Below are 24,274 nucleotides of genomic sequence, written 5' to 3'. Positions count from 1 at the left end.
CGTGTGCGGGTGGGTGGCCAGGTACAGGGCGCTCGGCTTACAGGGCGCTCCGGCCTCCGTGCGGCCGGACCTCCCTCACCTGAGCCACCAGCCGGCCCTCCGCCTCGTCCAGCGGGACGTCACACCGGCGCGGAAGGGGCGAAGACCGCGAGCAGGGGCGGTGGGGGCGGCATGTTCCTCGCTACGGCCCGTCCGGTGGGGGTGTCGCCGCCCGGGTGAGGGTGATCGCCTGGCTCGGGCACTTCTCGGTCGCCTCCAGGATCTCCGGGGCGTCGCCCACGTGCTCACGGCCCGGGCGGACGACCCCGAAGCCGTCGACGAAGTCGAAGACCTCCGGGGCCCGGTGGGCGCACTCGGCGGAGCCGTAGCAGAGATCGCGGTCTATGGAGACCTTCATGCCTTTTGTCCCCCTCCTGGGCGGCCACGGGAGTTCGCGGCCGTCGGGGAGTTGAGTGCCCAGCGCGCCCCCGGCTGAACCGGCCGGACTAGCGGGCGCTCCCGGCGGTCGCCAGCCAGTGGGCGACCCGGCGTACGGCGGCCTCGTCGAGCCGTTCGACCAGCGCTTTGACGGTCGTGTCGTCCTCGGGGGACAGGTCGTAGAGGCCCGCCTTGGTCAGGCCGGCGAGCAGGACCTGGTGGCGGCGGCCGGTCATCCTGTCCGCCAGGGGGGCCGGTTCGCCGGGGGCGGGTTCAGGATTCGGCTGAAATGCGACGGTCTGCTGCCGCGGGGTGTCGAAGCGGTGCCACGTGCCGTCCTTCGGCCCCCACAGGGCGACGGTGACCTCATCGCCCCGTGCGCGCAGGGTCCGGGTCATCTCGCCGAGGGCGTACAGCACCGGTGAGCGGTGGGGCGACTCGGCGGCCGTCCTCCAGGCAGCGACGGCCGGACGGTAGTACAGCGCGACCCAGCGCGGGGCACCCTGCGGACGTGGGCTCTCGGGACGTGACTCCACTGCGCTCACCCCTGTACATCGCTGCGGAAGCGGTACGGCAGGGGGACCATAGCTGACAGGTCGTCAGTTATCCAGGGGTGCCGGGGGCGGTCCGCAGGGGGCGGCGCACGGTCCTCCGGGAGTGGCGACCACGTCGTCCGGCACCGGTCCCTCCCCTCGTGGGGACCGGTACCGAACGGTGGAGCTACCGTCGTCCGGTTCGGACGGAAGCAGTCCGGATGCGTGTGCCACTGCGTCCGGATCCTGCCATTTCCGGCCGTGGAGGAGGAGGTTCCGGCCTTCAGCGGACGGTATTGCCGCAGGTCAGCGATATAGAGTGAGTTTTCCGGTCCGGACGTCCAGGCGTGGAAGTGAGGAGCTGAGACCTTGAGTTCCGACTCGGGGGCACGCACCGCCTTCGCGGAACGCCTCGCGCTGCTGTACAAGGAAGCCGGGAACCCCCCTCTCAAGCGGGTGTCCGAGGCGGTCGTCCGTCTCCAGCGGGTCGACGAACGGGGGCGGCCGGTACGGGTGTCCGCCCAGCGCATCAGCGACTGGCGCCGGGCCCGGAACGTGCCCGCGCAGTTCCCCGCGCTCGCGGCGGTGCTGCACGTGCTGATCCCCGAGGCGCGGCGCGAGCGGCCCACGCCGGTCTCCCCGGGTCTGTACGACCTCGGCCAGTGGCAGCGGCTGTGGGAACGCGCGGTGGCCGACCCGGTCGCCGAGCGCCCCGCGGCGTCGGCGGCCGAGGAACGGCCCGCGGACGAGGCCGTGTCCGCGCCCGGCGGGGTGTGCCCGTACCGGGGTCTCGCCTCCTACCGCCGGGAGGACGCCCGCTGGTTCTTCGGCCGGGAGCGGAGCACGGACGCGCTCGTCACCCAGCTCGGGGCCGTCGCGGGGTCGGGTGGCCTGGTCATGCTGGTGGGCGCCTCGGGGGCGGGCAAGTCCTCGCTGCTGAACGCCGGTCTGGTGCCCGCCCTGCGGGACGGCGCGCTGAGTGACGACGGTGACGGTGGCAGCAGCGGTGGCGGCGGTGGTGGTGCTGACGGTGGTGGCAGCGGTGGCGCCCGTGGTCGTGGCCGTGCACGGGAGGTCGTGCAGCTCGTACCGGGTGCTGATCCGCTGGCGGAGCTGAGCCGGTGCATACCCGAGCTGGCGCCCGTCGTCTCGGCCCGGACCCCGCCACGCTCTTCCGTAGCCGGCTCCGGCCTCTCCGCACCTGGCCCGGGCCCTTCCGTAAAGGGCCCGGGCCTCTCCGCACCCGGCTCCGCCCCCTCCGCACCCGGCTCCGCCCCCTCCGCACCCGACTCCGCCCCCAACCCCTCCGCCCCCGGCTCCGTCCCCGCCCCCCACCCCTTCGCACCAGCTCCCGGCACCCCCTCCTTCACCCGCGTCGTCCGCGCCGCCGTCGCCGCCTGGGCCCGGCGCGAAGCGCCCTCCGGGGCCCGCCCGGTCGTCATCGTGGACCAGTTCGAGGAGACCTTCACCCTCTGCCCCGACGAGGCCGACCGGCGCGCTTTCATCGCGGCCCTGCACGCCGCCTGCTCCCCCGCCGGCCCGGGCGAACCGGCCCCGGCGATCGTGGTGCTGGGCATCCGCGCCGATTTCTACGACCGCTGCCTGAGGTACCCCGAGCTGGCCGACGCGCTCCAGCACCGGCACATGGTGCTCGGGCCGCTGACCAGCGCGGAGCTGCGCGAGGCGGTGACGGGTCCGGCCAAGGCCGTCGGTCTTGAGCTGGAACCGGGGCTCGCGGAACTGATCGTCCGGGAGGTCAGTGCCGACGGCCCGCGCGGGGCGCACGACGCCGGGGTGCTGCCGCTCCTCTCGCACGCTCTGCTCGCCACCTGGCAGCGCAGGAAGGCGGGCCGGCTCACCCTGGCCGGCTACCGCGCGGCCGGCGGCATCCAGGGCGCGGTCGCGGCCACCGCCGAGCGGGCCTGGACCGGCCTCGACCCGGCCGCGCGCACGGCGGCCCGGCTGCTGCTGCTCCGCCTGGTCCGGCTGGGCGAGGACACCCAGGCCACGCGTCGGCGCGGCACCCGGCGGCAGCTGGAGCAGGAGTCGGCCGACCCCTGCAAGACGGAGGAGTCCCTGGAAGCGCTGGTCCGCGCCCGGCTGGTGACGCTCGACGCGGAGACCGTGGAGATCACCCACGAGGCGCTGCTGCACGCCTGGCCGCGGCTGCGCGACTGGATCGACGAGGACCGGCAGGGCAACCTGCTGCGCCAGCGCCTGGAGGAGGACGGCCGGGCCTGGGAGGAGTCCGGACGGGACACCTCGCTGCTGTACCGGGGCTCCCGGCTGGAACAGGCCCACGGCTGGGCACGGTCCGCCGGGGACACGTTCCTGACCCGCAGCGCGGTGGAGTTCCTGGCCGCCTCGGTCCGGCTGCGCCGGCGGATCACCTGGATCAGCCGGGGCGCGGTGGCGACCCTGGTGGTGCTGGCCCTGCTGGCCGTCGGGTCGGCCGTGGTCGCCTGGAAGCAGCGGGACGAGGCCGTCTTCGAGCAGGTGCTCGCCCAGTCCGACCGGGTGCAGGACACGGATCCGTCGCTGTCCGCGCAGCTCGACCTGGTGGCGCACCGGCTGCGGCCGGACGACAAGGGCGCGACCAGCCGGCTGATCTCCATCGTGAACGCCCCGCTGTCCACGCCCCTGACCGGCCACTCGGGCGCCGTCTACCTCACCACCTTCAGCCCGGACGGGCAGGTCCTGGCCACCGCCAGCTACGACCGGACCGTACGGCTGTGGGACGTCTCCGACCCCGAGCGGCCGAAGCCCCTGGGCAAGCCCCTCACCGGTCATACGAGCTGGGTGAGCAGCGCGGTCTTCAGCCCGGACGGCCGCACGCTCGCCAGTGCCTCCGACGACGGCACCGTACGGCTCTGGGACGTGACCGACCCCGGGCACCCGAAGTCGCTGGGCGCGCCGCTGACCGGCCACGACGGGACGATCTACCTGATCGCCTTCAGCCCGGACGGGCGCACCCTGGCCTCCGCGGGCGACGATCACACCGTGCGGCTGTGGGACGTGGCCGACCCGCGCCGGCCGCGGGCGCTGGGCGATCCGCTGACCGGTCACCGCAGCGCCGTGCGGTCGGTGGCGTTCAGCCCGGACGGCCGGACGCTGGCCGCGGGCGGCGACGACGGCACGATCCGGATGTGGGACGTGTCCGAGCCCGGCCGTCCGGAGCCCGCCGGGGCACCGCTGACCGGCCACACCACCACCGTGCACTCCGTGGCCTTCAGCCCCGACGGCCGCACCCTGGCCAGCGGCAGCGCGGACGGCACCGTACGGCTGTGGAACACGGCGGGCCCGGGCCGCCCGGCCACGATCGGCGCGCCGCTGACCGGCCACACCGGGCCGGTCTGGTCCGTGGCCTTCAGCCCCGACGGGAACATGCTCGCGGCGGCCAGCGCGGACAGCACGGCGAGCCTGTGGAAGGTCAGTGATCCTCAGTACCCGTCGCAGGTGGGCGGGCCCCTCGCGGGCAGCAGCGGCGAGATGTACGCGCTCGGCTTCAGCCCGGACGGGCGCACCCTCGCGACCGGGGCGGGCGACAACAAGGTCCGCCTGTGGTCGCTGCCGATGTCGGACATGGTCGGCCGGACCGGAGTGTTCCGTCCGGACGGGCAGGTGCTCGCGACGGCGGCGCGGGACGGGCGGATCCGGCTGTGGGACGTGCGGGCGCCCGGTCGGCCGGTCCGGACGGGAGAACCGTTTCGCCCGCGGAAGGGCGCCGTGCGCTCACTGGAGTTCGCCCCGGACGGGCGCACGCTGGCGGTCGTGACGGAGGGCCGGGCCGTGGAACTGTGGAACGTCGCCGACCCCGCACGCCCCGTCCCGTACGGCTCTCCCTCCCCGCTGCGGATCCGGTACGCCGACCCGCTGGCGTTCAGCCCGGACGGGCGGGTCCTGGCCACGGCCTACGACGACCGCACCATCCAGCTGTGGAACGTCGCCGACCCGTCCCGTCCGCGCCCGTTCGGCACGCCTCTCACCGGTCACAAGGGCTACGTCAACCACCTCGTCTTCAGCCCGGACGGCCGCACCCTGGCCAGCGGCAGCGCGGACGGCACCATCCGGCTGTGGGACGTGTCCGACCCCGGCCGGGTGACCCTGATCGGGGCGCCGCTGCGGGGCCACCTCGGAGCGGTCAACGCCCTCGCCTACAGCCGGGACGGGCGCACGCTGGCCAGCGCGGGCGACGACAACTCGGTCCGCCTCTGGGACCTCACCGACCTCGACGAGGTCTCCGAGGAGGCGCGGCTCACCGGTCACACGGAGGCGGTCGTGTCGCTGACGTTCAGCCGGGACGGCCGCACCCTGGCCAGTGGCGGCAACGACAGCACCGTGCGGCTGTGGGACGTCTCCGACCCCGCGCACGCCACGGCGATCGGCCCGTCGATGAGCCCCGACGCCACGACCGGCAACTTCCTGGCGTTCAGCCCGAACAGCCACATGCTCGGGGTGTCGAGCGGCGCGGACACCGTCCGGCTGTGGAACCTCGACGTCGACGCGGCGGCCCGCCGGGTCTGCTCGATGACCCGGGGTGTGCTGACGCCGGACACCTGGCGGGAGTACCTGCCCCGGCTCTCCTACGATCCGCCGTGCGACGACTGACCGCTGTCCGGCTCAACACCGGGAGTAGTCAAGGGAGTTGAGTGAGACGAGTCACAACCGGGCCATTCCTGACGGTCAGTCGGCTCGTGGTGGGCAAGCGCTTGTTACCCTTGGCCATAGCCCGATCGCTGGTGCATCCCCCGTCGCCAGCGGTCGGGCCTTGTTTTTCAGCGCAGGTCCAGGCGCATCAGGACGCGGGGGTGGCCGGCCAGGACGGAGGTCGTGTCCGCCGCGTGGGTGAAGCCGGCGCGTTCGAAGTTCTTCCGCAGTCCGGCGTAGGCCATCGTCAGGTCGACCCTGGCGTCCCCGTTGTCCAGCGGGTACGCCTCGATCGCCGGTGCGCCCCGGTCCCGGGCGAACGCGACGGCGCCGGCGATGAGGGCGTGCGAGATGCCCTGCTTACGGTGGCCGGGGCGGACCCGGACGCACCACAGGGACCAGACGGGCAGGTCGTCGAGGTGCGGGATCTTGCGGTTGCGGGCGAAGGAGGTCTGCGCGCGCGGGGCGACGGCGGCCCAGCCGACCGGTTCGTCACCGTCGTAGGCGAGCACGCCCGGGGGCGGCTCCGCGCGGCACAGCCGCTCGACGTACTCCCCGCGGGCGGGTCCGCGCAGTTCGTTGTTGAGCCGGGAGGGGATCCGGTAGCTCAGGCACCAGCAGACGTTCGCCCGGGCCGACTTCGGCCCGATCACGGCCCGGACGTCCTCGAAGACCGTGGCCGGACGGACATCGATGCTCATGCCCCCACGATGCCACGCCCCCGCCCCCCGCGCCCCGACGCCGGGGTCGAGGCCCGGGAGCCGGACCGCCGTGCCGTCCGGCGCGCACCGGGACGCTCCCGGGACTCACGCGGACGCCGCTCGCAGCGGGCGCAGGTGGCCGATCTCCGTCACGTTCCGGGCGACGCCGCACTCGTCGGACGAGCCTACGCAAGCACCGGGGCGTCGTCCCGGGCCAGCGCCGCCCAGTCGAGGTCGCGCAGCCCGGGCTCCGCGTCGCAGCCGGCGGGCAGGCGGGGCGTGGGCTGGAACCAGACGACCGTCAGCCGCGAACGGCAGGAGACCGGGTCGCCGGCCGGGTCCAGGGCCGTCGAGCGGAACGTGCCGAGGCAGGCCACCGCGGGCAGCACCTCGACCGGCCCGAGCCCGCCCGCGTACTGGTCGGGGTACTCCCGCCGCGGCGGGACGAGGTGCACCGGCGTGCCCGGGCGGAGGCGCTCGGCGGCGTGCAGGAGGCCCCGGATCCGCAGGTCGTTCAGCGGCTTGCAGGGATAGCCCTCCAGCATGTCGCCGTACGTCGACGAGAACCGCAGGTCGGCGAGGTCCACCGAGCGGCCGGAGGCCAGGACGAGGCGGGTGAGCGCCAGGGCCGGTGAGATGGCGTGCTGTCGCATGGGGGTCTTCCGGTGCTCAGGGACGGGGCCGTGCGGGTCGTGCTCACGGCCGGTGCCCGGTCATCCGTGCCGCCGAGGCGATCGTGGTCCGGGCCTCCCGCTCGGTCAGGCCGGTGTGCAGGGCCGCGTCGACCAGGGGGTCCACCAGCGCCGGGCCGATGCCGTCCTCGTAGGCCCGGCAGGCCGCCCAGAACAGGCGGGTGTTGCGCTGGCCCTCGTGCGCGGCCAGGACGAACTGGACCAGGCCCTGGCCGTGCCCGCCGGCCGCGGACGGGGCCGGGTGGTGGGCGGCGCGGGGTGGCGGGAGCAGCAGCCGCAGGAGAGAGCGGGGGCAGGGGGCCGGGGGCAGGTGCGCGGTGCCCGGGGCGGCGGCGTAGACGCCCTGGGCCGTGCGGGAGCCGGGTCCGACGAGGTAGCCGCCTGCGCCCCGGATGTCGATGCCGGGGGCGAGCCGGCCCGCCGAGTTGGGCACGACCACCTCGGGCGGGCCGCTCAGCCACAGATGACGCCCGCCGGACGGGGTCACGACGACCACCGTCGGCGGGATGGTGAACAGGTGCCGCAGTGCCAGCTCGCGCAGGGCGGCCGAGGAGTCCGTGCCGGTCTTCACGTCCAGGTCGAGGCCGATGAGGTGGTGCGGGGGCAGCCCGCAGGCGATGCCGTAGCCGGTCGCCCAGGGGGCGGCGGCGAACAGCTCGCGGATGCGCTCCGGGTCGCTGGAGGCATCGTGGACCCCGTGCCCGAGGCGACCGCACTCGCCGTGGCAGGGGGAGGGGGCGGGGTCGTCGCGGTGGGGGGAGCGCAGGGCGGGGAGCTTGGTGCGGGACAGGGGCAGGACGGCCAGTCCGCGTTCGGCGGCTGACAGGGCGTGTGCGAGGGCCAGCGTCGTGGCCTGCCGGTCGGTGGTGGCCATGGCTCTAGTTTCGTACGTACGTTCGAAAAAGGAAAGGGGGAACGGGTGCGACGCGCCGAGGGCCCTGGGGTCGGCCGAAAAGTGCGGGAACGCTTCATCCCTTGCGGCACCGGGGTTCGAGCGCCCCCTTACGCCCCTACCCGGTACGGAAGTGACGCATAGGGGTTTATCGACTTGTCATCACGCTTGCGTGCGAATAGCCGCTTCCGGTGTGGTTCGCCGGGGATTCGGTGGGCAACTCTGGACTCGCGACGTCGAGCACCGCACCGGGGCGGCCGGCCAACTTCCCCGGTGACAGCAGTGGAACGCACGCGGCCATGAGCCGGCGCGTGCTCGGTTCGACAGGTCCTGGAGGGACAACAACCATGGCAAGCATCCGTACCGCCCGCGTCATCGCGGCCGTCTCCGCCCTTCCGCTCGCAGCCGCCCTCTTCGCCGGTGTCGCCGCGGCGGACAACGGCGCCTTCGCGGACAACGGATCCATCGCGTCCGTCACCGAGGCCGAGCAGGGCATCCTCGGCAGCGGCGTCGGCGGTGACAACTTCGGCAACGCGGCCACCACCCAGCAGCAGGCCGTCGGGGAGGGCGCCTCGAACCAGAGCAACACCGCCCAGGTCAACGGCTCGGAGTTCACGGCCGTCAACCAGGGCAACGCCAACACCGCCATCAGCTTCGCCCCGCTGTGGTGGTGAGCTGACCGGGCCGGTGCGGCGGCATCGGCCCGGGTGTTCGTGGGGGGTGTGTCGTGGGGTGACAAGCGTCTGAGCGGCGGTGCTCCGGTACCGCCGCGCAGGCGTTTTCGCGTCCTGGAGCCCTTGACGGAGGCCCTAATCTGACGGACAGTCAGAAACCGTGAGCGGTGAGCCGGAGGTCCACGAGGAGTTCGAGGCACGCCTGAAGGCCTACGAGGGCCTCCCGGCGGCCGCCACCGGCGTCGGCCGGGACCCCGTCAACGAGCCGATGATCAGGCACTGGTGCGAGGCCATGGGCGACACGAACCCCGCGTACACGGGCCCGGACGCCATCGCCCCGCCCACCATGCTCCAGGCCTGGACCATGGCCGGACTCACCCGCCGCCCCGAACGCACGGCCGCCTACGACGAACTCCTCGCCCTGCTCGACGAGTCGGGCCACGACGCCGTCGTCGCCACCGACTGCGAGCAGGAGTACCTGCGCCCGCTGCGCCCCGGTGACGAGATCACCTTCGACGCGGTGATCGAGTCGGTGTCCGGCCGCAAGTCCACGAAACTGGGGGCGGGTTACTTCGTCACGACCCGTACGGACGTCCGCGCGGGCGGCGAACTCGCCGGGACCCACCGCTTCCGCATCCTCAAGTACGCCCCCGCACAGCGGCCTTCGCGACCGGCCGAGCGCCGCCCCCGGCCCGTCGTCAACCGCGACAACGCCGGCTTCTGGGAGGGCGTGGCCCGCCACGAGCTGCTCATCCAGCGCTGCGCCGCCTGCGCCACCCTGCGTTTCCCCTGGCTGCCGGGCTGCAACGGCTGCGGCTCGCCCGACTGGGACACCGTCGGGGCGAGCGGCGAGGGCACGGTCTACTCCTACGTGGTGCTGCACCACCCGCCCTTCCCGGCCTTCGAACCGCCCTACGCGGTCGGGCTGATCGAGCTGGCGGAGGGCGTGCGGATCGTCAGCAACGTGGTCGGGGTGCCGTACGACGAGGTGCGGATCGGCCTGCCGGTGCGGCTGGAGTTCCGGCGGTACGACGACGAGCTGGTGCTGCCCGTCTTCCGGGCGGTGACGCCGTGAAGGCCGGTGACCGCCTGCCGCCCCTGGAGATCCCCGTCACCCGGACCCTGATCGTCGCCGGGGCCATCGCCTCGCGCGACTACCAGGACGTCCACCACGACCCGGACCTCGCCCGGCGGAAGGGCTCTCCCGACATCTTCATGAACATCCTGACCACCAACGGCCTGGTCGGCCGCTACATCACCGACCACTTCGGCCCCCGGTGCGTGCTGCGCCGGGTGGCCATCCGGCTCGGCGCGCCCAACCACCCCGGCGACACCCTGGTGCTGACCGGCACGGTCGAGGAGGCCGACGGCGACACGGCGACGGTCCGGGTCGTGGGCGCGAACGGCCTCGGCACGCACGTCACGGGCACGGTGACGGTGAGGGTCCCGGCATGAGCCTTCGAAGGCGGGACGGTCTCGGCGGGCGCGCGGCCGTCGTCGGTGTGGGGGCCACCGAGTTCTCCAAGGACTCGGGGCGCAGCGAACTGCGCCTGGCCGTCGAGGCGGTGCACGCGGCCCTCGCGGACGCGGGGCTGAGCCCGTCCGACGTGGACGGGATGGTCACCTTCACCATGGACACCAGTCCCGAGATCACCGTCGCCCAGGCGGCCGGCATCGGGGAGCTGTCCTTCTTCTCCCGGATCCACTACGGCGGCGGCGCGGCCTGCGCCACCGTCCAGCAGGCCGCCCTGGCCGTCGCGGCGGGCGTGGCCGACGTGGTCGTCTGCTACCGCGCCTTCAACGAGCGCTCGGGCCGCCGTTTCGGCTCCGGGGTGCGGCACCGGGAACCGTCGGCGGAGGGGGCGGCCCTGGGCTGGTCGCTGCCGTTCGGCCTGCTCACCCCGGCCTCCTGGGCGGCGATGGCGGCCCGGCGCTACCTCCATACCTACGGGCTCACCCCGGAGGCGTTCGGGCACGTGGCCGTCGCCGGCCGCAAGCATGCGGCGACCAACCCGGCGGCCTGGTTCCACGGCCGGCCGATCACCCTCGCCGACCACGCCGCCTCACGCTGGATCGTCGAACCGCTGCGGCTGCTCGACTGCTGCCAGGAGACCGACGGCGGGCAGGCCCTCGTCGTCACCTCCGCCGAACGGGCCCGTGACCTGCCCCACCCGCCCGCCGTGATCGCCGCGGCCGCCCAGGGCTCCGGCCGCGCCCAGGAGCAGATGACCAGCTTCTACCGCGACGACCTGACCGGCCTGCCCGAGACGGCGGTCGTGGCCCGGCAGCTGTGGCGGACCTCGGGGCTGGCGCCGGCCGACATCGATGTGGGGATCCTCTACGACCACTTCACGCCGTTCGTGCTGACGCAGCTGGAGGAGTTCGGCTTCTGCGGCCCGGGCGAGGCGGCGGACTTCGTGGCCGAGGAGCGCCTGCCCCTCAACACGCACGGCGGGCAGCTCGGGGAGGCGTACCTGCACGGCATGAACGGCATCGCGGAGGCCGTCCGGCAGATCAGGGGCACGGCCGCGAACCCGGTACCGGGCGCGGAGCGGGTCCTGGTGACGGCCGGGACGGGCGTGCCCACGTCCGGACTGGTCCTGACCGCCGACCCCCAGGGGTGAACCCGCAGTACCCCGGGCTCCGCGCTCCACCTGGAGGAGGTGCGGGGAGCCCTACCCGTACAACCTGAGGGGGACCCTGCTTCGGGACCTGCGGGCGATCCGCCGGCCATGCCGCCGCTCATAGCGTGGAGCCATGACCACACTCGTCTGCACGAGCGCTTCGAAGGCGGCCGGACCAGCGGCGCAGACCCTTCCGTACCCGTCCTTCTCGTCGTACGTCAGGGCCCGCCAGCCGGTGCTGCTGCGTACCGCCCGCTCGCTCACCGGCAACCCGAGCGACGCGGAGGACCTGCTGCAGACCGCCCTCACCAAGACGTACGTCGCCTGGGAGCGCATCGAGGACCACCGCGCCCTCGACGGTTACGTCCGCCGGGCGCTGCTGAACACCCGGACCTCGCAGTGGCGCAAGCGCAAGGTGGACGAGTTCGCCTGCGACGAGCTGCCCGAGCCGGACCCGGTCCCGGCCGGTGACGACCCCGCCGAGCAGCAGGCGCTGCGCGACGCGATGTGGCGCGCGGTCATGCGGCTGCCCGCCCGGCAGCGGGCGATGGTGGTCCTCAGGTACTACGAGGACCTCAGCGAGGTCCAGACGGCCGAGCTGCTCGGCGTCTCGGTGGGCACGGTGAAGTCGGCCGTCTCCCGGGCGCTCGGCAAGCTCCGCGAGGACGCTGAGCTGGGACTTGTCCGCCAGTGAGGCGACGATCCACCCGCCTGTGAGCTGCCCCTCCGGCATGGCGTGATCTGATCGATCGCCCGTCCCTAGTGACATACCGCGCGGTATGTGCGCAGAATCAGCGCAACTCTTACCACCGCGCAGGCAATGTCGCCCCGGGAGGACGCCGTGCTGAGCACCATGCAGGACGTACCGCTGCTGATCTCGAGGATCCTGACCCACGGGTCGACGGTCCACGGGACATCGCAGGTGACCACCTGGACCGGTGAGGACGAGCCACACCGCCGCTCCTTCGCGGAGATCGGCGCCCGCGCCGCCCAGCTGGCCCACGCCCTGCGCGACGACCTCGGCGTCACCGGCGACGAGCGCGTCGCGACCCTCGCCTGGAACAACGCGGAGCATGTCGAGGCCTACTTCGCCATCCCGTCCATGGGCGCGGTCCTGCACACCCTGAACCTCCGCCTCCCGCCCGAGCAGCTGGCCTGGATCGTCAACCACGCCGCCGACCGCGTGATCATCGCCAACGGTTCGCTGCTCCCCCTGCTCGCACCGCTGCTGCCGCACCTGAAGCCGGTCGAGCACGTGGTCGTCACCGGCCCCGGAGACCGTTCCCTCCTCGCCGGCGCGTCCGTCGGTCACATCCACGTTCACGAGTACGAGGACCTGATCGCCGGCAAGCCGACCGCGTACGACTGGCCCGAGCTGGACGAGCGCCAGGCCGCCGCCATGTGCTACACCTCCGGCACCACCGGCGACCCCAAGGGCGTGGTCTACAGCCACCGCTCCATCTATCTGCACTCCATGCAGGTCAACATGGCCCAGTCGATGGGCCTGACCGACCAGGACACCTCCCTGGTCGTCGTCCCCCAGTTCCACGTGAACGCCTGGGGCCTGCCGCACGCGACCTTCATGACCGGTGTGAACCTGCTGATGCCGGACCGCTTCCTCCAGCCGGGCCCGCTCGCCGCGATGATCGAGAGCGAGAAGCCGACCCACGCCGCCGCCGTACCCACCATCTGGCAGGGCCTGCTCGCCGAGCTGACGGCGAACCCCCGCGACGTCGCCTCCCTCGGCCAGGTCACCATCGGCGGCTCGGCCTGCCCGCCCTCGCTGATGGAGGCCTTCGACAAGCTCGGCATGCGGGTCTGTCACGCCTGGGGCATGACCGAGACGTCTCCGCTGGGCACGGTCGCCCGTCCCCCGGCCGCCGCGGTCGGCACGGACGAGGAGTTCGCCTACCGCCTCACCCAGGGCCGTTTCCCGGCCGGTGTCGAGGCCCGGCTGACCGGCCCCGGCGGCGAACGCCTGCCCTGGGACGGCGAGTCCGCCGGTGAGCTGGAGGTGCGCGGCCCCTGGATCGCGGGCGCCTACTACAACGGCCCCGACGCCGAGCCGCTGCGTCCCGCCGACAAGTTCAGCGAGGACGGCTGGCTCAAGACGGGCGACGTCGGCACCATCTCCGCCGACGGCTACCTCACCCTCACCGACCGGGCCAAGGACGTCATCAAGTCCGGCGGCGAGTGGATCTCGTCGGTGGAGCTGGAGAACGCGCTGATGTCCCACCCGGACGTCGCCGAGGCGGCCGTCGTCGCCGTGCCCGACGACAAGTGGGGCGAGCGCCCCCTGGCCACGGTCGTCCTCAAGGAGGGCGCCTCCGTCGGCTTCGAGTCGCTGCGCGGCTTCCTCGCCGACGAGGGCAAGATCGCCAAGTGGCAGCTGCCGGAGCGCTGGACGATCATCGAGTCGGTCCCGAAGACGAGCGTCGGCAAGTTCGACAAGAAGGTGCTGCGCAGGCAGTACGCCCAGGGGGAGCTGGACATCACCCGGCTCTGACGGGCCAGGGGACCGCCGTACGGCAGCGCTTCACCGTCGTACGGCGGTCACGCCCCAGCCCAGCAGCAGCCACAGCCCCGCCACCGCGCACACCCCGCCCCAGCCGAACCGGCCGTAGGCGGCGCCCGCGAGGGCCGAGGCGGCGGCGCCGCCCGCGAAACCGGCGACCACGTAGGCGGTGTTGGCGGTGGCCGGGGTGGCGGTCGCGGTCAGGGCCAGGGTCTGGTTGGCGACGTGGGAGGCCACCAGCGCCGCGTGGATCGCGACCGCGGCGGCGAACAGGGCGCCCAGCACCTGCCCGCCCAGCCAGAACAGCGGCACCGACACGGCCGCGACCAGATACGCCGACCGCACCACCCGGGCCGCGCCGAACCGGTCCACGAGCCCGCCGGCCAGCGGCGCCACCGCACTCGCGGTCAGCCCGAACAGCCCGAACAACCCGGCGGTCGCGGTGGACAGGCCGTACGCGGGCCCGGTCAGCAGCACGGCGAGCGAGGTCCACAGCGCGCTCCACGCCCCGAACATCCCGGCCTGGCGCACACACGCCCGCCACAGCTCCGGCGAGCCCCGCAGCACCGACGGCAGAGCGGCGAGCCCCGAGAACAGCGAGCCCTCCCTGCTGCGCCGCGACGGCAGGACGGCCGCCGTCGCGAGCCCCAGAGCCAGCGTCAGCACGGCGGCACCCGCGAACACCCAGCGCCAGCCGAAGGCCTGCCCGGCCAGTCCGCCCAGCACCCGGGCCCCGACGATGCCGGTGAACAGGCCCGCGATGACAACGGCGACATGCCGGGCGCGCCGCCCGGCCGGGGCCCGTTCGGCCACCAGCGGCACGAGCAGTTGCGGGACGACGGTCGCCGCCGAGGCGACGAACACGGCCGCCGCGAGGATCCCGGCGCCCGGGGCGAGGGCACTGGCCGCCAGCGCCAGGGCGGTCACCAGGGTGAGTCCGGCGACCAGCCGGCGGCGGTTGACGCTGTCGCCGAGCGGGGCGAAGAACAGCAGGCCGACCGCGTAGCCGAGCTGCGCGACGGAGGCGATCCAGGCGAGGGCCGAGGGGGTCGAGCCGAAGTCGCGGGCCATCAGGGACAGCAGCGGCGCGGCCAGGTAGATGTTGGCGGCGGTGACCGCGCTGCACACCGCGAGCAGGGTGAGGAAGAGGCCGGGGGAGGGCGTGCGCGGCCCTCGCGCCGGGGCCCGGCCGGTCCGGGACGTGATCGTGGTGGTCGCTGACGGCATGAGGGAGGGCTCCCTGGAGTCGGCTCTAACAACTAACTGGTTGGTTGGATAACCGGGCAACAGTCTGGGCCGCCCCTCCATTCCCTGTCAACCAAACGGTTGGTTACCCGGGCGCGCTACCCTCTCCCCCATGGCAGCAAGGGACCCCGAGGCCACCAAGGCCCGGATCTTCGAGGCGGCGGTCGCCGAGTTCGCCCGGCACGGCATCGCCGGCGCCCGCATCGACCGCATCGCCGCCGAGGCGAAGGCCAACAAGCAGCTGATCTACGCCTACTTCGGCAACAAGGCCGAGCTCTTCGCGATCGTCCTCGAACGCAAGATGCTCCATCTCGCCGAGGCCGTCCCCGTCGACCCCGACGACATCGAGGGCTGGATCGACCGGCTGATGGACTACCACGCCGCCCACCCCGAGCTGCTGCGCCTGCTCTTCTGGGAGGGCCTGGAGTACGGCAGCGCCGAGCTGCCCCACGAGTCCGACCGCCAGGAGCACTACGCCCGCAAGGTCGCCGCCCTGCGCGACGGCCAGGAGCGGGGCGTCGTCACCGACGCGATCCCGGCCGCCGACCTGCTGTTCCTGCTGACCGCCCTGGCCAACTGGACGGCCGTCGTCCCGCAGATGCGGCGCATCCTGGTCGGCGGCGGCGACCCCGACCGGGACCGGCTGCGCGCCTCGGTCAAGGAGGCGGCCCGCCGCCTGACGGCCCGCTAGCCGGTCCTAGTTGGTGCCGATCCGGCTGAGCAGCTCGACGATCCGGGACTGCACCTCGCCGCTGGTCGACCGCTCCGCGAGGAAGAGCACCGTCTCGCCGGACGCCAGCCGCGGCAGGTCCGCCTGGTCGACGGCGGCGGTGTAGACGACGAGCGGGGTGCGGTTGAGCTGCCCGTTCGCCCGCAGCCAGTCGACGATCCCGGCCTGCCGCCGGTGCACCTGGAGCAGATCCATCACGACCAGGTTCGGCCGGAACTGCCCCGCCAGCATCACCGCGTCCGCGTCGCTCGCGGCCCGCGCGACCTGCATCCCACGCCGCTCCAGCGTCGCCGTCAGCGCCAGCGCGATCTCCGCGTGCTCCTCGATCAGCAGCACGCGCGGCGGGTGCTGCTCGCTGTCGCGCGGCGCCAGCGCCTTCAGCAGCACGGCCGGATCGGCCCCGTACGCCGCGTCCCGCGAGGCCTGCCCGAGCCCGGCCGTGACCAGCACGGGCACCTCGGCCGCCACCGCGGCCTGCCGCAGCGACTGGAGGGCCGTCCGCGTGATCGGCCCGGTCAGCGGGTCGACGAACAGCGCGGCGGGGAACGCCGCGATCTGCGCGTCCACCTCCTCGCGCGAATTCACGATCACCGGCCGGTAGCCGCGGTCGCTCAGCGCCTGCTGCGTACTGACGTCCGGCGCGGGCCACACCAGCAGCCGCCGCGGATTGTCCAGCGGCTCGGGCGGCAGCTCGTCGTCCATCGGCTGCGGCCGGGGCGGATCGGCCACCTCGACGGCCCCGCCGGGACCGTCCAGCGGCTCGGGCCCTTCGGCGGCGTTCTCGTCCGGCGCGCCTATGGCGTACGAACGTCCGCCGCCCTCGGTCATCGGCGCGAGCCGCGACTGACCGGCGAGGGACGGTTGCGCCGGCATCGGAGCGCCGGCCGGGGCGGGCACCTGCGCGGAGAGCGGTGGCGGCGTGTGATCGGCGGCCGGATGCGACCGCGCGGCCAGCTCCGGGCGGGGTCCCCGCTCCGCCGGACGCGGCTGCCCCTGCTCGGGGCGGGCCGCCTGGTCCGCGCGCGTCGCAGGGTCGGGCGGCGTGCCGAGCTTGCGGCGACGCCCCGATCCGCCCGGCTGGTGCGGGGGAGGCGTCGCCGACGGCTGCTGGACCTGGGCCGCCTGCCGGGTGAAGGGCACGCCCTGGCCGAGCGTCCGCACGCTGATCGCACGCCCCTGGGTCGAGTTGGGGTCCACGGGCGCGGCGGCCTCGGCGGGCAACGGCTGGGCTGCCCGCTGCACACCCTCGGGCGGCAGCGGGGTGCCCGGCGCGGGGGTGTGCTGCTGCGGGGCCCTGGACGGCGTGCCGTTCGGGGGCGCGGGGTGCACGGCACCGGCTGCCGTGTCGTCGGCGGCGGGCCAGGGCGGGGAGGCCGGGGCACCGGCCTGCGGCGGGGTGCCGTTCGTGCCGTGGGCCGGAGTGCCGTGGGCGTTCGTGCCCTGGGCAGGTGTGCCCGGCTGGGGAGCGCCTTGGTTCGGGGTGCCCTGGGGAGGTGTGCCCTGAGCCCCTGCGCCCTGCCCGGGAGCGGATTCCGCGGGGAGCGGCAGAGCGGCGGACGCATGGTGACCGGGTGCGGCGACGCCTTGCGGCGGCATCGGCTGGGCCGGGGCCGGAGGGTGCAGGGCATGCCCGGGGAGCGCGGCCTGCACGCTGTGTCCGAGACCGCCCTGCGCCGGGACGGACACCGCCTGCGGTGCTGCGACGAGGCCCCCGGGCGGGACGGCGGCACCTTGCGGGTGGGTGCCCTGCGGGGCGGCCCCTTGAGGGACGTTCCCGTGCGGGACACCGCCCTGCGGAGATACGGCGTCGCCCTGCGGGTGAGCGGGGACCCCCGGCACCGGGGCCGGCACGCCCTGCGGCGGAACGGCGGTGCCCGGGGGGACCGGGGCGGCGGCCCCGGCCTGGACGGGCGCGCCCTGGACCGGCCCGGCCTGCGCCACGGGGACCTGCCCGGTGGTGTCCTGCTGCGCGGGACCTGCCTGCGCGGGAACACCCTGGGCGGAAGCTGCCTGCGCGGGACCTGCCGAGGCACCCGCGGGCACGGGCGCGCCAGGCACGGCACCCGCGGGCACGGGCGCGCCAGGCACGGAACCCGCCGGTCCCGGACCCGTCCGGTCACTGTTCCCCGGCGTCGGTGCCGTGGCCCCCTCGGCCGGCTGCGGCATCGCGACGGCCCGTCGCCGGCGGCCGGTCGGCGCACTGGTGGGATGCGGCTGCGGCGGGGTGTGATCGGCGGACTGGTCGTGCGGCACGGCGTCGTGCCGCCCCTCCTCGACGCCCCCGTCACCGGCGCCGGCCGTACCGGGAGCCGCCCCGGTTGCCACTTGCCCTTGCCCCTGCGCCTGTACCTGCGCCGGAACCTGCCCCTGGGCGGGCACACCACCCGGCGCACCCGCGGGGACGTCCGCGACCGGCTGCCCCTGGCCGGCCTGCGCCGCCTGGGGAGCGGGAGCGGGAGCGGGGGCGGGAGCCGGGGACTGGTCGGCCTCGGCCGGCGGCAGCGCGAACACCGGGCGCGGCCCGGCGGCCTCCTGCGCGGCGGCCCGCTCGTTGGCGGCGGCCAGCGCACGCCGCCGGCGCCCGGTCGGCTGCTGAAGTTGATCCTGTGCCGCGTCGGCAGCCGTCTCCGCAGGCCCGGCGGCCTCACCGCCGGACGACGCGGCGGGCAGGGCCGGCGGCAGCGCCGCCTGCTCCCCGGGCTCACGCCGGGCCCGCCGCCCGGACGGCGCGGGCACGCCCTGCGGCGGCACGGTGCCGCCCAGCCCCAAGTTGGAGGCGGCGGTCCCCGCCGCGTGCTCGGCGGCCGTCACCACGGCCCCCTCGGCGACTCCCTGGACGGCACTGCCGACGGCACCCTCCGCGGCGTCCTCGGCCGCGCGGCGACGCCTCCCGGTGCCGCCGGACGCGGCACCCTCACCGGACGCCTGCGCCGGAAGCGCGGCCGGTTCCCCGGCGGCCCGGCGCCTGCGCCGCCCGGTGGGAACGGCCCCGTCGGCTCCGGGAGCCTCGGCCCCGTCACCCTCACCGGCCGGAACGTCCCCGTCCAGGAAGGCGTCGGTGCTGGACCGCCGTGCCCGGCGCCGCCCCCCGGCGGCGCTCTGCTCGGCGGGGTCCACGAGGGCGACCGCGGCGGACTCGTCCACCGGCTGGACGGCGACGGCCCCGGCCCCGCCCCCGATCGGCACCTCGAGGACGTACGCGCTGCCGCTCATCCCCGGTACGTCGTGCGTCTGCAGGACACCGCCGTGGGCCCGGACGATCCCGCGGACGATGGGCTCGTGCACGGTGTCGCCGCCGGCGTACGGCCCGCGCACCTCGATGCGGACGACCTCGCCGCGCTGCGCCGCCGCCACGACGACCGTGTTGTCCAGGTAACCGCCCGCCGACACGGGCGTGTTGCCGGTCGCGTCCACCCCCGCCACGTCCGCGACGAGATGCGCGAGGGCGGTGGCGAGCAGCCGGGGATCGACCTCGGCCTCGATGGGCGGGGCGTGCACGGCGAACTGCACCCGCCCGGGCCCGATGAGCTCGACGGCCCCGTCCACCCCGGCCGCGACGACGGCGTCCAGCATCACCTTCGTACGGGAGATGCCCTCGCTGCCCGCGTCGAGCCGCTGGTACCCGAGGACGTTGTCGATCAGCGTGGTGATGCGGGCGTAGCCGGCCGAGAGGTGGTGCAGCACCTGGTTGGCCTCGGGCCACAGCTGCCCGGCGTCGTCGGCGGCCAGTGCGGCCAGCTCGCGGCGCAGCTCCTCCAGCGGGCCGCGCAGCGACCGCCCGAGCAGGGTCAGCAACTGCTCGTGCCGTGCGGCGAGCGCCTCGAACCGGTCCTTCTCCCGCTCCCCGAGCGCGGCGTACCGCTCCTCGTTGGCGGCGAGTTCCTCGGCGTGCCGCTCGGTCAGCTCCTCCAGCTCGGTGACGTGCTGCTGGCGCAGCGCGGTCAGCTCGGAGGCGTGCTCCTCGGCGACCCGCTCCAGCTCCTCGGCATGCCGCTTCTCCGCCTCTTCCTTCTCCTTGACGACGGCGTCGTACGGCCGCCGGTCGGTGAAGGTCATCACGGCGCCGACGAGCTGGTCGCCGTCGCGCACGGGCGCGGTCGTCAGGTCGACCGGCACCTTGCCGCCGTCCTTGGCGTACAGCACCTGGCCGCGCACCCGGTGCTTGCGCCCGGAGCGCAGGGTGTCGGCGAGCGGCGAGTCCTCATAGGGGAAGGGCGAGCCGTCGGCGCGCGAGTGCAGCACGAGGTTGTGCAGTTCGCGCCCGCCGAGGTCGCTGGCGCGGAATCCCAGTATCTGGGCGGCGGCCGGATTGACCAGCACGATCCGCCCGTCGGTGTCGGTGCCGACGACGCCCTCGGCCGCGGCCCGCAGGATCATCTCGGTCTGCCGCTGCGACCGGGCGAGCTCGGCCTCGGTGTCCACGGTGCCGGTCAGGTCCCTCACCACGAGCATGAGCAACTCGTCACCGCTGTAGCCGTAACCGTCGTAGGCCTGCTGGCCGTTCTCCAGATTCGCACTGGTGACCTCGACGGGGAACTGGGTCCCGTCGGTCCTGCGCGCGATCATCCGGGTGGGCTTGGTCCGGGCGTGCGGATCGAGGTGTTCCGGGCGCCGCATGGAGCCGGGGATGAGCTTGGAGTCGAACTGGGGCAGCAGATCGAGCAGCCCGCGACCCACCAGAGCGGTCCCCGGGGTCTCGAAGGCCTCCAGGGCGATGGTGTTGGCGTTGACGACCGTGCCGTTGGCGTTGACCAGCACCAACGCGTCGGGAAGGGCGTCCAGTATGGCTGCGAGGCGAGCAGCGCCTCGGGATGGCCTGCTGCTCACGAGACGCTTCCTCCCTGTTACCGCACCTTGCCGACCGCTCGGGCCATCTTGCCAACCGTCCCGCGGCGTGTCACGCGAGGGAGTCTAAGGGCTGCGGTTGCGCTCGCGACGCCGGATGAGAGCGAGGTCGCACGAGGAAGTGACCCCGAACTGACGACCGAGTAACCGTGAAACACCCGCCTCCCTGCGACGACGTCGCGGGACCTTCGCGGGACCTTTACGAGGACGGTGTTTCTGTACCTTTGGGCCGGACTGGCCTGATGAGTGCGGTCCGTGGCGCGGATGGCGCCGATGTGCGGGGCGCGGGCGAACGGTTCCACACCCCGGCGGACGGCTCAGGACCTGGCGCCCGCCTCGCCCCCCACACCCGGCAGCAGCGGCACGAGCCGGTCCCAGCGGGAGATCTGGCAGCCGTCGCGGCGGTCGTACCTGGCGTCGACGGGGCGTCCGGCCCAGGTGCCGGTGACGTGCGCGGTGGCGGGCCCTCCGTACTGCATGGTGCAGAAGCCGCCTTCCGGCGCGGGCGCGAAGACGTCCTGCCCCCACCGCGTGTCCCGCTCCAGGGCGGCGCAGGCGCCGCTCGGGTCCGGGTGGGTGCCGCCGTCGGGGCCGCAGTACAGCTCGAACGTTCCGTCGGCACCGCCGCCGGCGTCGCGCACGGTGACGGTGAGGTGATCGCGGTCCGGCCCGTCGCCCGGCCAGGTCGAGGGCAGCGGGCCGGTGCCGCCGGCCTCGGCATACGCGACGGGGGACACCGCGGTCAGCGACCCGGCGGCGGCGACGGAGGCGGCGGCGCCGATGAGGAGGCGACGCAGGGCGGGGCGGGCGGTGGCCCGGGCAGTGGCACGCAACATGCCCTGCCTAACGCGGTACCACCCCGGATGTTGCGCGCGGCCACGCGTGCGGCCGTCCGCACGGGCCTGACAAGGCCTTTGCCCCGCGCCCTTCCCGCCTAGTACCGTGGGGGTCGATTGGTGACAGCACGCTCGACTGTGTCATCATCGGCACGCACCGCTCGCGCTCGCGCGGGAGTGATGCTGGAGGCGTCGCCTAGTCCGGTCTATGGCGCCGCACTGCTAATGCGGTTTGGGCCTTAAAGCCCATCGAGGGTTCAAATCCCTCCGCCTCCGCCCTCAGCTCAGGGAGTCCGGCACGACGTGCCGGACTCCCTGAGCTTTTTCATCGGCTTTTCGGGGTCGTGGGTCTCGAGCCCGCCCGGCGAGCACAGTGACCGGCCCTGGACGGCGGCTGCCCGCGCTCACCCTTCCGGGCCGGACCGTCAACCATCCGGGCCCGAACGCCCCGTGGGGGCGTTTCAGCAGGTCACAAGGGGTGCGGCTAACGGATTTCACATGGCGGCGGCAGTCATGTAATGTTCTTCCTGTCGCCGCGAGCGAGCCGGAAGGCCCGAGAGCGGCGAAAAAACAGAACAAGCACTCGTAGCTTAACGGATAGAGCATCTGACTACGGATCAGAAGGTTGCAGGTTCGAATCCTGCCGAGTGCACACAGATGAAAGGCCCCCGGAGATGATCCGGGGGCCTTTTGCTTGTTTCCGGGAATGAGGTCCGTCGCCGGTCAGGCATGTGGGTGCGAGGACGTCCCCGCCCAGTGAATGGCTCCGGTGACGGTTACGTCTTTCGCCCGACCGTGATGACGAGGTGGAGTACCCACAGGGACACGGCGTTCATGGGGGTCTCAGTTCCTCGGAGCGGTCACGGCGCTCCGCAAGCTACCGCCCCGCCGGCCCCGGGCCCAACCGGTTTTCCCGGGGCGCGGGACGCCGGGCGCGCTCAGTCGGGGCGGCAGTGTTCCTCCAGGTAGGTCGCGGCCAGTGCGCTCGCGCGGGTGAACCAGTCGTGCAGGACCGCGATCTCGTCCGGGGAGTAGTCCGCGAACAGGCGCGTGAGGCGGGCGTAGTACGGCTCGTAGACCTCGCGGATGCGGGCGACCGCGTCGGGCTGGGCCGCCACGCGGATGCGGCGGCGGTCCGTGGGGTCGGGGCGGCGGGTGACGTAGCCGGCGCGCTCCAGGCGGTTGAGGATGCCCGTGACCGCGCCGGTGGTGACATGGGCGCGGGCCGCCAGGTCGCCTGCCGTGGGGAGGTTCTCCCCGGCCTCGATGACGTAGGCGAAACAGGTGAGGTCGGTCACGTTCAGGCCCACCTGTTGGGCGATCTCGTGCTGTCCGACCAGGTGGGTCGCGATGAGCTGGTCCATCGCCGACAGAGCCTGCTCCGGCGTGGCGGCCGGACGAGGCTTGGCATCCATTCCCATATCCCTTAGTTCGTGAGATGTTTGGGTTGTAAATGTCTTAGCAGGTGAGGGGTTCGACGGGTCGGAGCCCTCGGGTGCGAGGGAGTGACACGTGAGTGCGCATCAATATGACCACGGGCACACGGTCGCCGGGTGGGTCGGATTCGGCATCGCCACGGTCGGGGCGGGTGTGGCGGGCCTGGGAGTCTGCACCGTCTCCGGTGTGCTGATCGCCGGCGGGGTGGCCATCGGGGTCGTGAGTCTGCTGGTGACCTGGGCCCTGCACCTGTCCGGGTGGGGGAAGGGGCCGGGCGTGCGGCCCCGGGCGGAGTGGGACTGGCGGGTGCGGGACTCGGCGGCGCCGAGCGGGCACGAGGAGTGCCTCGGCTGCCGGCTGGCCGGGCGGGGGCGGGGGGCGGAGCGTGCCGGGCGTGCGGTCGCGCCGGCCATGCCGGTTCAGCGGGAAGGGGAGCCGGAGACCGTCGCCGCCGGTGCCGCCGACCCCGTGCGGTGAGCCGTTCCGCGACGGCCCGCGTCCCGTTGTCAGTGGTGCCCCCTACGCTCGGTGGAGATGGCACAGGCATGGAAGTGCTCGGGGCTGCGGTGGTCGGCCGACGGTCCCGTGCTGCTGTGGGACGGCGGGCGGCGCAGCGCGCTGACCTGGGGGAAGCGCGTGGCCTTCGGTGTCGCGGAGGGGAGTGTGCGCACCTGCGTGGGGGCGCGTGGGCACGCGTGCCCACGGGGTGCGGTCGTACCGGGGCGGAGCACGGGGGCGCGGTGCGAGGAGTGCGCGCGGCTGGACCGGGCGCACTCCGTGGCGGCGGACACCCTCGCCGACGATCCCCGGCCCTACCGCGTCTATCTGGCGTGGTTCGGACCCGGCATGGTCAAGGTGGGGATCACGGCGCGGCAGCGGGGCTCCGCCCGGCTGCTCGAACAGGGGGCCGTCTGCTTCAGCTGGCTCGGTGTCGGACCGCTCATGGCCGCGCGGCGTACGGAGGAGCTGCTCCGGGCCGCCCTGCGGGTGCCCGACCGGATCCCGTACGCCGAGAAGCGGGCCGTGCGGGCCGCGTTGCCCGAGGCCACCGAGGACCGGGCGGGTGAGGTCGCCGAGCTGTACGAGCGGGCGGTCGCGCTCCCCGCGTGGCCGGAGTCGCTCGTGCGGGAGCCGCTGCGGGTCGTCGACCATGTCGCGGTGTTCGGGCTCGCGGACGCGCCCGTCGCGGTCGGGAGCGTCGGTGAACTGGCCGCGGGGGGCGCGGTCGGCGGGGAGCTGGTCGCGGCCGCCGGACCCGATCTGCACCTGGCCACCGCGAGCGGTGTCGTGGTGCTGGACACGCGGCTGATGACCGGATGGGAGCTGGTGCCCGCGGAGGGAGCCGAAGTGACGGTTCCGGTCCGGGCGTTCGAGGACGCGGCAAGCGTGCAGGACGGCCTGTTCTGACCCGCCCGGCGTTCCCAGGCGTTGCCTGAGAAGTGCCTGTGTGTTTCTCAGGGAAAACACAGGTTGGCGAAAGCGGGCT

19 protein-coding genes and 2 tRNA genes are annotated in these 24,274 nt (G+C 74.0%); 12 read left to right on the top strand and 9 right to left on the bottom strand.

Translation table 11 applies throughout. The features are described 5' to 3' along the window. Positions 1-181: 181 nt before the first annotated feature. Both AB0I06_RS26420 and AB0I06_RS26415 read right to left on the bottom strand, forming a co-directional pair. Positions 182-397: a ferredoxin gene (locus tag AB0I06_RS26420; protein ID WP_363121315.1), complete on the bottom strand. Its 216-nt coding sequence runs from the start codon at positions 395-397 to the stop codon at positions 182-184. Positions 398-485: 88 nt separating this feature from the next. Continuing rightward, complete coding sequence (locus AB0I06_RS26415; RefSeq protein ID WP_363121314.1) at positions 486-953, bottom strand: hypothetical protein; 468 nt, start codon at positions 951-953, stop codon at positions 486-488. A gap of 366 nt (positions 954-1,319) precedes the next feature. Here AB0I06_RS26415 and AB0I06_RS26410 point away from each other — a divergent pair, with 366 nt between their 5' ends. After that, positions 1,320-5,558, top strand: a complete 4,239-nt coding sequence (locus AB0I06_RS26410) for a hypothetical protein (protein ID WP_363121313.1) — start codon at positions 1,320-1,322, stop codon at positions 5,556-5,558. A 167-nt stretch (positions 5,559-5,725) separates the two neighbouring features. Here AB0I06_RS26410 and AB0I06_RS26405 read toward each other — a convergent pair whose 3' ends face one another. From AB0I06_RS26405 to AB0I06_RS26395, 3 genes are all read right to left on the bottom strand, one after another. Beyond that, a complete protein-coding gene (locus AB0I06_RS26405) occupies positions 5,726-6,298 on the bottom strand; it encodes a GNAT family N-acetyltransferase (protein WP_363121312.1) in 573 nt (190 codons plus the stop codon). Between the two features lie 185 nt (positions 6,299-6,483). Next, entirely contained in the window at positions 6,484-6,951 is a 468-nt protein-coding gene (locus AB0I06_RS26400) for a hypothetical protein (protein ID WP_363121311.1), read from the bottom strand. Between the two features lie 43 nt (positions 6,952-6,994). Further along, positions 6,995-7,864, bottom strand: a complete 870-nt coding sequence (locus AB0I06_RS26395; RefSeq protein ID WP_363121310.1) for a bifunctional DNA primase/polymerase — start codon at positions 7,862-7,864, stop codon at positions 6,995-6,997. A gap of 365 nt (positions 7,865-8,229) precedes the next feature. On the opposite strand from AB0I06_RS26395, the gene AB0I06_RS26390 reads away from it, so the two are divergent. From AB0I06_RS26390 to AB0I06_RS26365, 6 genes are all read left to right on the top strand, one after another. Next, positions 8,230-8,556, top strand: a complete 327-nt coding sequence (locus tag AB0I06_RS26390) for a hypothetical protein (RefSeq protein WP_363121309.1) — start codon at positions 8,230-8,232, stop codon at positions 8,554-8,556. Between the two features lie 160 nt (positions 8,557-8,716). Then, positions 8,717-9,631 carry an OB-fold domain-containing protein gene (locus AB0I06_RS26385; protein ID WP_363121308.1) on the top strand — a complete coding sequence of 305 codons (915 nt, stop codon included), beginning with the start codon at positions 8,717-8,719 and terminating at the stop codon, positions 9,629-9,631. Next, positions 9,628-10,011 carry a MaoC family dehydratase gene (locus AB0I06_RS26380; protein ID WP_363121307.1) on the top strand — a complete coding sequence of 128 codons (384 nt, stop codon included), beginning with the start codon at positions 9,628-9,630 and terminating at the stop codon, positions 10,009-10,011. Before AB0I06_RS26385 ends, AB0I06_RS26380 begins: the two co-directional genes overlap by 4 nt. Then, a complete protein-coding gene (locus tag AB0I06_RS26375) occupies positions 10,008-11,180 on the top strand; it encodes a lipid-transfer protein (RefSeq protein WP_363121306.1) in 1,173 nt (390 codons plus the stop codon). The genes AB0I06_RS26380 and AB0I06_RS26375 overlap by 4 nt, the downstream gene beginning before the upstream one ends. A 133-nt stretch (positions 11,181-11,313) precedes the next feature. Beyond that, positions 11,314-11,874, top strand: coding sequence for a SigE family RNA polymerase sigma factor (locus AB0I06_RS26370; protein WP_363121305.1), 561 nt, complete (start codon positions 11,314-11,316; stop codon positions 11,872-11,874). A 126-nt stretch (positions 11,875-12,000) separates the two neighbouring features. Beyond that, positions 12,001-13,686, top strand: a complete 1,686-nt coding sequence (locus tag AB0I06_RS26365; protein ID WP_363121304.1) for a long-chain fatty acid--CoA ligase — start codon at positions 12,001-12,003, stop codon at positions 13,684-13,686. 30 nt (positions 13,687-13,716) lie between these two features. Here the strand turns inward: AB0I06_RS26365 and AB0I06_RS26360 are convergent, their stop codons facing one another. Further along, entirely contained in the window at positions 13,717-14,922 is a 1,206-nt protein-coding gene (locus AB0I06_RS26360) for an MFS transporter (RefSeq protein WP_363121303.1), read from the bottom strand. Positions 14,923-15,052: 130 nt separating this feature from the next. On the opposite strand from AB0I06_RS26360, the gene AB0I06_RS26355 reads away from it, so the two are divergent. Then, a complete protein-coding gene (locus AB0I06_RS26355) occupies positions 15,053-15,631 on the top strand; it encodes a TetR family transcriptional regulator (protein ID WP_363121302.1) in 579 nt (192 codons plus the stop codon). Between the two features lie 6 nt (positions 15,632-15,637). Here the strand turns inward: AB0I06_RS26355 and AB0I06_RS26350 are convergent, their stop codons facing one another. Then, positions 15,638-20,497: a PAS domain-containing protein gene (locus tag AB0I06_RS26350; RefSeq protein WP_363121301.1), complete on the bottom strand. Its 4,860-nt coding sequence runs from the start codon at positions 20,495-20,497 to the stop codon at positions 15,638-15,640. 335 nt (positions 20,498-20,832) lie between these two features. Next, the gene (locus tag AB0I06_RS26345) at positions 20,833-21,351 is read right to left on the bottom strand and encodes an SSI family serine proteinase inhibitor (protein ID WP_363121300.1); all 519 of its coding nucleotides are present in this window, start codon (positions 21,349-21,351) and stop codon (positions 20,833-20,835) included. Between the two features lie 185 nt (positions 21,352-21,536). Between AB0I06_RS26345 and AB0I06_RS26340 the strand changes: the two genes are divergently transcribed. Both AB0I06_RS26340 and AB0I06_RS26335 read left to right on the top strand, forming a co-directional pair. Further along, positions 21,537-21,627: transfer RNA gene (locus AB0I06_RS26340), tRNA-Ser, on the top strand. 303 nt (positions 21,628-21,930) lie between these two features. Further along, positions 21,931-22,003, top strand: a tRNA-Arg gene (locus AB0I06_RS26335). Positions 22,004-22,289: 286 nt separating this feature from the next. On the opposite strand, the gene AB0I06_RS26330 is transcribed toward AB0I06_RS26335, so the two are convergent. Then, positions 22,290-22,766, bottom strand: a complete 477-nt coding sequence (locus AB0I06_RS26330) for a MarR family transcriptional regulator (protein ID WP_363121299.1) — start codon at positions 22,764-22,766, stop codon at positions 22,290-22,292. A 97-nt stretch (positions 22,767-22,863) separates the two neighbouring features. On the opposite strand from AB0I06_RS26330, the gene AB0I06_RS26325 reads away from it, so the two are divergent. After that, a complete protein-coding gene (locus tag AB0I06_RS26325) occupies positions 22,864-23,265 on the top strand; it encodes an HGxxPAAW family protein (RefSeq protein ID WP_363121298.1) in 402 nt (133 codons plus the stop codon). A 57-nt stretch (positions 23,266-23,322) separates the two neighbouring features. Beyond that, positions 23,323-24,195, top strand: coding sequence for a DUF2797 domain-containing protein (locus tag AB0I06_RS26320; RefSeq protein WP_363121297.1), 873 nt, complete (start codon positions 23,323-23,325; stop codon positions 24,193-24,195). Positions 24,196-24,274: the final 79 nt, after the last annotated feature.

Source organism: Streptomyces sp. NPDC050674 (assembly GCF_040654575.1).
GTDB lineage: Bacteria > Actinomycetota > Actinomycetes > Streptomycetales > Streptomycetaceae > Streptomyces.
Note: the sequence above shows the minus strand (reverse complement) of the source record. Positions and strands in the feature narration are given on the sequence as shown.